Genomic DNA, 10,205 nt, shown 5'->3' on the forward strand with positions numbered 1-10,205 from the left:
TTTTGCCACTTCCAAAGGGTCAGCTACAGGACGGTTTGCCAATCGAGGTGATTGTAACAATGCCAGAMTTTTGGCTCCGTTCCCTGCCCCATTGGTAGGTAGAGGGGCAAGCACCGTCACGATCGCCCTTGTCGCCACCTCAACTCGCAAAGGCTCCAAAGTGCGAATCGTTCCGTCTGGTTCAATAATGGCTTCTACTGCTTTTAACATGATTAACCCTCCACCAATAAACTAAATGCAAACATTCCCAAATCTGCAACAATATCTACCTCCTCTAAATCATGAGCCATCCTAGCATCAAAATACAGATTTTGTGCTTTTCATTCACTCAGAGATCGCCCCCTACACCAACTTCTGACAATATTTGAATAACCTGAAATTTTAGCCTCAGTAAATCATGAACAACAATTGACTAAACCAAATTCAAAGACAAGCGGAAATACTCATGAACAATAATATTTCTGAATGCCATAATTTGTACCCAAGGAACTTGTGGATACATATCAGTTAACTCATGCGGTAGATCATTGGCTGCTTCTCCAATAATTTGTCAATGATGAACAATCCAAACTTGAACTAATTCTTGATCCTCAAAAGCACTCCTCCCTTGGCTTACATATCGCTCGATCGTTATGGTCGAAAGGGAAGTCACCTTCCCCAACTCCACTTCAAAACCGTACTTGAGACTTTCATCTCATACGGCTCCTGATGTGGATACCCCTTTGTCAGTGGGAACAGGGCTACAACCCCCTGCTTTATGACCTCAACTTTCGGAGCTATATACACACGTAGTCATTAACTCGTTTTCGTCATAACACTCTTAGTTGTCGCGGTCTCTATATCCACACCGTGACTAGTGGGCATATCCTAACCATTACAGTTAGGCATTAGCTTTCAGTCACATCCTTTCCCCTTAAAGGCATACGCTTACACTTTTCACTACTCCACAGGTACATCCTGCCACTTGAGAGCCAATAAGGAGTTTCAACGTTCCATCTATGCGGGCATTCCATCTTTAGATTCGTCCTTTCCACCGGGGTACTTTTAAAGGTCTGTGTAGGTGATGTCATAAGTACCCTACTTTTCCCCTTGCCTTTGTTTTAGACGCAGCGTATCAACCTATTTCGCTACTTAACACTTACGATGGTTCAAGCCAGACGTTCGGTTTCCCTAATCATGGTACGATGGTTCAAGCCAGACGTTCGGTTTCCCTAATCATGGATGGTTGGCAGTGGTCGAGTTAGAGGTAGGTTCCTCATTACGCCTTCCGTTCCCCGCTTCAATCTGACTGGTTATGAATCCTAAAATTGGGGGTGGCTACCGCCGTTACTCTCAACCTTTACGTTATACTCGAGGGGAACCGATTCCCTCTTTCTTTCGCTTTGGTCTTGACCTTGAGTCTCTTTGCCTGATCTGGTTGTCGGGTCACAACTCCGAGACCAGATTTTGAGAACACATAGATAGTTATGGGATGGTCAGAGGTATGAATCCCATTAATTCCACCAAGGGGTGGAAGTCCCACTAGGAGGTTATTTCAGGCATCGCAGCCCTATTTGGTCTCCTAAACGTTTCGCACTATGGCTGTGTTGTAGTAGATGTGACGGAAGAGTACACCAGTAAAACCTGCTCCAAGTGTGGCCACATTCACACAAAGCTAAGAGGCAACAAACAATTTGTTTGTCCCGACTGCGGTCACGCTATTGGGCGTGATGTAAATGGCGCTTTCAACATTTTATTGAAGGCTTTGAGAGATACCTCCGCCAATGGCGCGATAATTTCATTCCAGATTGTGCCATACTCAGAAACTTCCAGCAATTGCTAGATTTTTCCGGGTTAAATGTATCTGTATCATGATCGCTCAGAAATGCCATAAATTCATAAAGTCCCATGAGTCTTGCTCAACAATACACCCTAGCCCAAGCCATAAGCCAATCAGGAGTCGGACTCCATAGCGGTGAAATCACCACCGTAAAAATTCTGCCAGCCACCAGAGGCGGAAGGCACTTTGTCCGAGTTGACCTACCGGAATGCCCAATAATTACAGCCAGTTGTGAATCAGTAAGGTCTACCACCCTATCAACAGAACTGGGAAATAGTGATAGCGCCAGTATTCGCACCGTAGAACACCTGTTATCTGCCCTCACCGCCGGGGGAGTCAGTCACGCACGCATAGAAGTTAACGGACCAGAATTGCCCCTATTAGACGGCTCCGCCAAACCGTGGTCAGAAGCCATAGCAGCAGCCGGGCTGAAAGAAATTGAACCACAGCCAATAGTAGCACCCCTCAATCAAGAAATCTCTGTGCGTCAGGGAGATGCCTTCGTGATGGCTATACCCTCCACCGAAACACGATTTACCTACGGCATTGATTTTGAAGTGGCGCCTATCGGGAACCAGTGGCATAGTTGGAGTCCCGATGAGCAAAACTTTATCACAGAAATTGCCCCCGCCCGGACTTTCACCCTAGCCTCACAGATAGAAGCCCTACAAAAAGCTGGATTAATCAAGGGAGGAAGCCTAGATAATGCGATCGTCTGTTCCCATTCGGGTTGGATAAATCCGCCCCTAAGATTTGCAAATGAGCCAGCGCGTCATAAAATCTTAGACTTAGTAGGAGATCTCAGTTTACTGGGAACTATCCCACTCGCCCACTATCTCGCCTATAAAGCTGGTCATCACTTGCACGTCGAGTTAGTGCGTCGCATTAGCCAAACCCCTACCAACAGCAACGTTTAATATTTAAAGAATGTCCACAGTTAACACGACCGCCGATCTTCAGGATAACAGCAACTCCCAATTAGCACCGGAAAACACTTTAGCGATCGCAGAAATCCAAAAACTGCTACCCCACCGCTATCCTTTCGCCCTAGTCGATCGCATTATCGAGTATATTCCCGGAGAACGAGCAACCGGAATTAAAAATGTCACCATCAACGAACCCCACTTTCAGGGACACTTCCCCGGTCGGCCAATTATGCCTGGGGTGCTAATCGTAGAAGCCATGGCTCAAGTGGGCGGCATTGTACTGACCCAACTGCCAGACATGGAAGGTAAACTATTCCTATTTGCGGGAATTGATAAAGTCCGCTTTCGCCGCCCAGTAGTTCCCGGCGACCAGTTAATCATGCGAGTACAACTACTGTCCGTCAAACGCCGTCGTTTTGCTTATATGCAAGCAGCCGCCGAAGTTGATGGGCTAAGAACCTGTGAAGGAGAACTAATGTTTTCCCTGGTAGACTAAAGCCTAAACTTTAAACTGGACCAATGGAATTACACCAGATCAGGTTCAGGAATTGCCACAGTTCCGTATAATTGCGGCAGCAAACCAATTTGGTCAATCAGTAACATATTTGATTTCCATGACCACTTTAATCCACCCGACAGCAGTGATCGAGCCTGGTGCTCAGTTGCACCCGACCGTGCGGGTGGGTGCATACGCCGTTATTGGAGAAAACGTAAAAATCGGCCCTGGTACTACCATTGGCCCCCATGCCGTCATTCAAGGATGGACAGAAATAGGAGCCAGAAACCAGATATTTCCGGGGGCTGCTATTGGGTTGGAAACCCAGGATTTAAAATACGAGGGGGCGGTGAGTTTTGTTACCATTGGCGACGACAACCGCATTCGGGAATATGTGACCATTAACCGGGCTACCTACGCGGGAGAAGCTACCAAAATTGGCAATGGTAATCTACTTATGGCTTATGTTCATGTGGGCCATAACTGTACCATTGAGGATGGAGTGGTAATTGCCAACGGGGTAGCTTTGGCGGGTCATGTTCATATTGAGTCTAAAGCACGGTTGAGCGGCGTTTTGGGAGTCCATCAGTTCGTCCGCATTGGTCAGTTTTCTATGGTTGGAGGTATGAGTCGCATTGACCGCGACGTACCACCATTTATGTTAGTGGAAGGCAACCCGTCCCGAGTGCGATCGCTTAATTCTGTCGGTCTTAAACGCGCGGGTTTGACTAATGAGGAGTTGGGACTAATTAAAAAGGCATTTCGGATTTTATACCGCACCCCACACCGTCTCTCAGAAGCGATCGCTCAATTGGAACAACTCCCCCAAAATTCCTATCTTGACCATTTGATTAATTTTGTCCGTCTCTCACTCACACCGGAAAGGCGCGGTCTTATTCCGGGAAAACGGGTCACACCAGAAGCGCCATGAGGATTTTTATTAGCACCGGGGAGGTTTCAGGAGATATGCAGGCGGCGCTATTGGTAGCAGCCTTGCGCCGACAAGCCGAAATTAAAGGTTATAGCTTGGAAATTACTGCTTTGGGAGGGCCGCAAACCGCAGCCGCCGGAGCCCAATTGTTGGGGGATACTACCGCTATTGGTGCGGTCGGAATTTGGGAGTCTTTGCCCTATTTTATCCCTACATTGCAAATGCAGGCTAGGGTCAGGCGTTATCTGCAAGAAAACCCTGTCGATGTCGCTATTTTAATTGATTACATGGGACCTAATATCGGTATCGGTAATCTCATTAAAGGCAGATTCCCGGAGATTCCCATTATCTATTATATTGCCCCCCAGGAGTGGGTTTGGTCTATGGGATCGCGCAATACTAATCAAATCGTCAATTTTAGCGATCGCATCCTTGCCATTTTTCCCCAGGAAGCCCGCTATTTTGCCGCTAAAGGCGCGAAAGTGACCTGGGTAGGGCATCCGCTTATTGACCGGATTACAGCCTACCCCAGCCGCCACCAAGCCCGGGAAAATTTGGGTATTGCTACTGAGGAAATAGCGATCGCCTTACTTCCCGCTTCCCGACAGCAGGAAATTCGCTATTTAATGCCCATTATATTTCAAGCCGCCGCCACTCTTCAGGCTCAGTTTCCATTGGTGCGTTTTTGGATTCCATTATCTTTAGAAAAGTATCGGGCAGATATTGAACGGGGTATTTTACAATATAATCTCCGGGCTTCTTTAGTAGAAAATAAAACTGATGTACTAGCCGGCGCTGATTTGGCGATCGCCAAGTCAGGTACCGTTAACCTTGAATTAGCTTTACTGGAAGTTCCCCAAGTTGTCGTTTATCGAGTGAGTCAAATTACCGCTTTGGTCGCTCGTCACATTCTCCATTTTTCCATCCCCTTTATGGCTCCTCCCAATTTAGTCCAAATGAAGGAAATTGTGCCAGAATTGCTACAAGATGAAGTGACACCAGAAGCCATTTTTAACCAGGTTATCCAACTTTTTCCTAACTCCACAAAACGAGAACAAATGTTAACTGAATATCGACAAATGCGCCAGGTATTGGGGGTAAAAGGAGCAGGCGATCGGGCAGCCATAGAAATTTTAAATGCTGGTAAAATTTGAGGTATCCGAGGTCAATTTATGCAAATTATCAGAGTTTATGTTGGGTAATTATTGGCTATTTTTAACCAGTATTTTGGATGGGTGAGCCGGTAAATCCTGGCGATGGAGATGACTTACCAGCAGCTTTTAAGAGCCTGTCCACCCTCAAGATAATTAAAAGAGGGAAATTTCCCTCTTTCTTAGAGACAAGACACCCCTTATCTTCACAGATATACCTGGTCTCTGGTCAGAATTGATAATATCGACTTAACCTAACTTTGTTCTCTCAAAGTTCCGGTGCGAACCGCGAAACCTTGACTTTGACCATTGCGGCGTAATTCCAATCGTAATTGATGACCTACTCCCGTTTGTTCAACCAACTGTTGAACCTCCGCTGCGTCCCGAATGATTTGACCATTAATTTGAGAAATCACATCACCCACTCGGAGTCCAGCCTGAGCGGCTGGAGAATTAGGAACCACACGGACAACTAACACCCCTTGGTCTGTATCAACCTTTAAACCACTGTTGGGATCATTATTAATATTCTGCTTAACTTCGGGGTTTAAACTCACCATTTGAATACCCAAAAATGGATGATCAACGTGACCATTAGCCACAATTTGATCAGCGATATTCCCAACCCGATTAATCGGAATAGCAAAACCTAAACCCTGTGCGCCTTGGATAATAGCCGTGTTCATACCAATGACCTCACCATTTTGATTAAGTAAAGGTCCCCCCGAATTACCCGGATTAATCGCCGCATCAGTTTGAATAAAACTCACCCGTTTATCCGGTGCGCCAATAGAGCCACTAGAGCGACCGGTAGCACTAATAATACCCATGGTGACAGTGTTTTCTAAGCCTAGGGGATTACCAATAGCGATCGCCATTTCTCCCGGTCGCAATAGGTCAGAATTACCCAAACTCACAGTCGGGAGATTTTGCGCCGGAATTTTCACCACAGCCACATCAGTCACCGGGTCAGTTCCCAACACTTCCCCATCAAACTGGCGACCATCGCGCAAAGTCACCCGCACTCGGGTGGCTCCCTCGACCACATGAGCATTAGTCAAAATCCGACCATCAGAACCCACAATAAAACCCGAACCGGAACCCTGAACAACTCGCCGCCCCGGACCACTAGGGAGTCGTTGGCCAAAAAACCGTCGGAAAAACGGGTCATTAAATACATCAGGAACCTGAGTTTCTACAGTTCTGGCTGTATCAATTTGAACCACTGCTGCTCCCACCCGCTCCACCACAGCACTGACTACATTAGGATTTTGTGCCAAAACGTGACCCGGAGAAACCATCCCAGGGTTCATATCTGCCACTCCACTGTTAGTTTCACCGGTACTCTCACGGGAAGAACCAGCATTAGGAGTAAGGGAAACAACACCAAAAGTAAGCCCCGCACCCAACAAAAGCATCGATAAATAAGCCACAGGCTGAATAGGACGCACAGAGGATTTTAGAGAATCTTGCATCGTTAACACTCCCATTAATCGCTTGATAGTTCTTAGATTAAATGAGAGATTTGGCGAAGTTGTAGCATTGATATGACATCTCTGTGAACGACCAGCACCAACCCCGCTACAGGAGCGGTTATCCAAAATTATCCCTGGACAGCAATTATGGTAAACTAGGAAACTGGGAGACATCCCACCTCACCCGGCGGGATATCTATAAACAAGACAGCCCTCCTGCTTACCTTCTAGGTAAATGGTAGGGTTGCTCTCAAGGCAACCATTGGGGGAAAATATCAACTTCCCTCGCTTTTGAGGTATTTTGTCAATTCCCTTGACTATTGGCTACCTATTCTAGCTATCCGGTTTACCGACACGCTAATGATGCGGCCCCCAAACACATCCCAATTTGGCAATATTTTACTGGTTGACGATAAACCGGATAACTTGCGACTGCTTTCCCAAATGTTGACGGAGCAGGGCTACAATGTCAGGAGAGTGACCAAAGGAAAAATGGCCTTGATTACGGCTAAAGCGTCACCTCCTGATTTGGTGCTACTAGATATCAAAATGCCTGATATGGACGGTTATGAGGTTTGTTTGCAACTGAAAGCTGATGAAATTACGGCAGAAATTCCGGTGATTTTTATGAGCGCTTTAGATGAACTTCCTGATCAAGTCAAGGCTTTTACTATAGGTGGAGTAGATTATATTACTAAGCCTTTTCAGGTAGAAGAAGTCCTAGTGCGAGTCAAAACTCAAATACGTCGCCAAGCCGAACACTTAGCCAGGGAAGCCCAACGAGAACGAGCCTTAGCCTAAGTGATTGATAAAATCAGGCGCACCTTAGATATTAACACAATTTTTGCTACAGCTACCGCCGAAGTCCGCCAACTTTTGAACGCCGACAGAGTGGCTATATTTAGCTTTCATCCCCTCTCTAATTACCGGGATGGTAATTTTGTCTCGGAAGATGTTTTACCTGAGTTTGAATCAGCTTTAAATTGGCAAGTTCATGATTCTTGTTTCGCCAATTCATTTGTGGAGGAATACAAAAACTCCCGCATTCAATCCATTGCTGATATTTATGAAGCAAATTTATACCCTTGCTATATTCAACTTTTGGCTAAGTTTTAGGTGAGAGCAAATTTGGTAATTTCCCGGCAAAAAGGGAGCCATCTCTGGGGTTTACTATGTATTCATCAATGCTCATATTCTCGCAATTGGAAAAGTTATGAGGTCGAATTTGTACAGAAAATAGCCCTACAATTGGGGGTGGCTTTGCCACAAGCATAATTGCTCACCCAGGCGCAGAAAGAATCCACAGAACAAACCAAAGCCGCTCAACAGGAAAGGGCTTTATCCAGGTTAATTGAAACCATACGCCAAACTCTGGATATGGATATGATTTTTAGGGCTACTGCTCAAGCTGTGCGCCAAATTCTCAGATGCGATCGCGTTGTAGTTTACCGACTTTTACCCCAAGGAAAAGGCAAGTTTTTGTTTGAGTCCGTCGCGCCAAACTGTCCCCAGTTTCTCAATCTAACTGACCCTAATACTTGGTTTTATTTACATTTACAGGAGAGTCAGGGAAATATCAATCAAATTTACCATCAACAGACGGTTGATGATATTTACAAATCTCCCCTTTCCGATTCTCATCGAGTCCTCATCGATGAATTTATGATTAGATCCTATATGATTACTCCCGTATTTTTATGGGAAACTCAATGGGGAATGATTGCCGCCTATCAACACAATTTCCCCAGAGAGTGGAGGCATCGAGAAGTGAGTATATTAGCTAAAATTGCCAATCAATTAGGTGTCGCTTTCCAACAAGTAGAACTGATGAAACAGTTACATAAAGCCAAAGAAACCTCTGATGCAGCTAATCGAGCTAAAAGTGAATTTCTCACCAAAATGAGTCATGAGTTACGCACTCCTTTAAATGCTATCTTAGGCTTTACCCAAATTCTGGCTAGGGATGAACAGTTAAATTTAGCCCAACAGGAATATATCAAAATTATTGGTCGTTCGTGAGAGCATCTATTAGAACTGATTAACGATGTCCTAGAAATGTCGAAAATTGAAGGGGGTCGCATTACGTTTAATCAAATCAGTTTTGACCTTTACTATCTTCTGAAAAACTTACACAAAATACTGGATTTAAGAAGTAAAAATAATGACTTAAAATTAGAGTTTTAGGTGCATAATAATTTTGTTACCGAGGAAAATAAACTGCGAAAAGTTTTGATTAATTTATTGGGAAATGCCATTAAGTTTACGGAATCAGGATGAGTTACCCTGCGAGTTCAGTCTCAGAACTATGAAACCCCCGATATAACTATCCTCAGTTTTGAGGTGGAAGATACCGGACCAGGAATTGCTCCCGATGAAATTGATATGCTATTTAAACCATTTGGGCAAACTGAAACGGGTCGTAAGTCTAATGAATGGACGGGTTTAGGATGACCAATTAGCCAGAAATTTGTACAAATTATGGGCGGCGAAATTGATATTATCAGCCAGGTGGGAAAGGGTACAATAGTCAAATTTCCCATTGTCGTACAAGCAGCAGACCCTCAAGAAATCCCGGCTCAATCTATCCAAAAACGGGTGATTGCTTTAGCTGACGGACAACCATCTTATCGGATTTTGGTGGTAGAAGATGCCCAAGAAAATCGCCAGGTACTGGTCTGTTTACTGTCTAAGGTGGGTTTTGAGGTGCAGGCGGCTGAAAATGGCTTAGAAGCGATTACAATGTGCGCTAAGTGGCAACCTGATTGGGTCTGGATGGATATGAGAATGCCAGTTATGGATGGTTTGGAAGCTACTAAACACATTAAAGAAACCATACCACCACATCGCGCCCCTATCATTATCGCTCTGACAGCTGATGCTTTTGAAGAGGAGCGATCGCCAATTTTAGCTATGGGTTGTGATGATTTTGTCAGTAAACCCTTTCGAAAAGCAGTGATTTTTGATAAGATGGATCAATACTTAGGAGTGCGCTATCTATACGAAGGAAGTCCTGTAGAGGATGTATCATTAACTTCCGATCTGCAAAACCAGCCTGCTGTCCCCCTTGACAGGGACTCCCTGCAAGTGATGCCGACGACTTGGATAGAGCAACTACATCAAGCCGTTTTGTGTACCAACGAACCGGAAATTCTAGCCTTGATTGCTGAAATTCCAGAGTATCATGGCGCTTTGGCTGATTTATTAAAGGGATGGGTGCGAGACGTTTAGGAGTCAAATAAGGCTGCAATGCCTGAAATAACCTCCTAGTGGGACTTGCACCCCTTGGTGGAATATAAGGGATTCGCACCCCTGACCATCCCATAACTGTTTATATGTCCCGACGCTTGGAGAAATCTAAGCAAGGCAGGGGACTCAAGGTCATAAACCAACTGAGAAATCAGGGCGTT

At 45.2% G+C, this 10,205-nt stretch carries 11 protein-coding genes and 2 pseudogenes; 10 read left to right on the forward strand and 3 right to left on the reverse strand.

Translation table 11 applies throughout. The features are described 5' to 3' along the window. Both B9T16_RS21760 and B9T16_RS21765 read right to left on the reverse strand, forming a co-directional pair. A partial coding sequence (locus B9T16_RS21760; protein ID WP_410245736.1) for a hypothetical protein occupies positions 1–210 on the reverse strand: 210 nt, incomplete at its 3' end. A 202-nt stretch (positions 211–412) separates the two neighbouring features. Continuing rightward, the gene (locus tag B9T16_RS21765) at positions 413–547 is read right to left on the reverse strand and encodes a DUF86 domain-containing protein (protein WP_315643104.1); all 135 of its coding nucleotides are present in this window, start codon (positions 545–547) and stop codon (positions 413–415) included. Between the two features lie 1,032 nt (positions 548–1,579). Between B9T16_RS21765 and B9T16_RS21770 the strand changes: the two are divergent. The 5 genes and pseudogenes from B9T16_RS21770 to lpxB form a co-directional block, all read left to right on the forward strand. Further along, positions 1,580–1,822, forward strand: a pseudogene (locus B9T16_RS21770) (zinc ribbon domain-containing protein); the annotation flags it as partial. 65 nt (positions 1,823–1,887) lie between these two features. Beyond that, positions 1,888–2,736 carry a UDP-3-O-acyl-N-acetylglucosamine deacetylase gene (gene lpxC, locus B9T16_RS21775; protein WP_006617113.1) on the forward strand — a complete coding sequence of 283 codons (849 nt, stop codon included), beginning with the start codon at positions 1,888–1,890 and terminating at the stop codon, positions 2,734–2,736. A gap of 10 nt (positions 2,737–2,746) precedes the next feature. Beyond that, entirely contained in the window at positions 2,747–3,241 is a 495-nt protein-coding gene (gene fabZ, locus B9T16_RS21780; RefSeq protein ID WP_006617112.1) for a 3-hydroxyacyl-ACP dehydratase FabZ, read from the forward strand. Positions 3,242–3,359: 118 nt separating this feature from the next. After that, entirely contained in the window at positions 3,360–4,172 is an 813-nt protein-coding gene (lpxA, locus tag B9T16_RS21785; protein ID WP_006617111.1) for an acyl-ACP--UDP-N-acetylglucosamine O-acyltransferase, read from the forward strand. Continuing rightward, positions 4,169–5,326 (forward strand): lipid-A-disaccharide synthase, encoded by a 1,158-nt coding sequence (lpxB, locus tag B9T16_RS21790; RefSeq protein WP_410245737.1) that lies wholly within the window; start codon positions 4,169–4,171, stop codon positions 5,324–5,326. The genes lpxA and lpxB overlap by 4 nt, the downstream gene beginning before the upstream one ends. A gap of 251 nt (positions 5,327–5,577) precedes the next feature. Here lpxB and B9T16_RS21795 read toward each other — a convergent pair whose 3' ends face one another. Then, complete coding sequence (locus B9T16_RS21795; RefSeq protein WP_006617109.1) at positions 5,578–6,798, reverse strand: HhoA/HhoB/HtrA family serine endopeptidase; 1,221 nt, start codon at positions 6,796–6,798, stop codon at positions 5,578–5,580. Positions 6,799–7,158: 360 nt separating this feature from the next. Here B9T16_RS21795 and B9T16_RS21800 point away from each other — a divergent pair, with 360 nt between their 5' ends. The 5 genes and pseudogenes from B9T16_RS21800 to B9T16_RS21820 all read left to right on the forward strand — a co-directional run bounded on the left by B9T16_RS21800 (position 7,159) and on the right by B9T16_RS21820 (position 10,026). Beyond that, a complete protein-coding gene (locus B9T16_RS21800; protein ID WP_006617108.1) occupies positions 7,159–7,599 on the forward strand; it encodes a response regulator in 441 nt (146 codons plus the stop codon). Further along, positions 7,600–8,073: pseudogene (locus B9T16_RS21805) on the forward strand (GAF domain-containing protein). Further along, positions 8,074–8,817 (forward strand): GAF domain-containing protein, encoded by a 744-nt coding sequence (locus tag B9T16_RS21810; protein ID WP_410245738.1) that lies wholly within the window; start codon positions 8,074–8,076, stop codon positions 8,815–8,817. Between the two features lie 306 nt (positions 8,818–9,123). Then, a complete protein-coding gene (locus B9T16_RS21815) occupies positions 9,124–9,249 on the forward strand; it encodes an ATP-binding protein (protein WP_286131466.1) in 126 nt (41 codons plus the stop codon). Between the two features lie 27 nt (positions 9,250–9,276). Further along, a complete protein-coding gene (locus tag B9T16_RS21820; protein WP_006617104.1) occupies positions 9,277–10,026 on the forward strand; it encodes a response regulator in 750 nt (249 codons plus the stop codon). Positions 10,027–10,205: the final 179 nt, after the last annotated feature.

It is taken from the genome of Arthrospira sp. PCC 8006 (assembly GCF_046480465.1).
Classification (GTDB): Bacteria; Cyanobacteriota; Cyanobacteriia; order Cyanobacteriales; family Microcoleaceae; genus Limnospira; species Limnospira platensis.

Coding starts and splice junctions, on each gene's coding strand:
- lpxC (WP_006617113.1), top strand. CDS start 1,888: ATGAGTCTTGCTCAACAATACACCCTAGCCCAAGCCATAAGCCAATCA.
- lpxA (WP_006617111.1), top strand. CDS start 3,360: ATGACCACTTTAATCCACCCGACAGCAGTGATCGAGCCTGGTGCTCAG.
- lpxB (WP_410245737.1), top strand. CDS start 4,169: ATGAGGATTTTTATTAGCACCGGGGAGGTTTCAGGAGATATGCAGGCG.
- fabZ (WP_006617112.1), top strand. CDS start 2,747: ATGTCCACAGTTAACACGACCGCCGATCTTCAGGATAACAGCAACTCC.
- B9T16_RS21800 (WP_006617108.1), top strand. CDS start 7,159: ATGATGCGGCCCCCAAACACATCCCAATTTGGCAATATTTTACTGGTT.
- B9T16_RS21795 (WP_006617109.1), bottom strand. CDS start 6,798: ATGCAAGATTCTCTAAAATCCTCTGTGCGTCCTATTCAGCCTGTGGCT.
- B9T16_RS21820 (WP_006617104.1), top strand. CDS start 9,277: ATGGGCGGCGAAATTGATATTATCAGCCAGGTGGGAAAGGGTACAATA.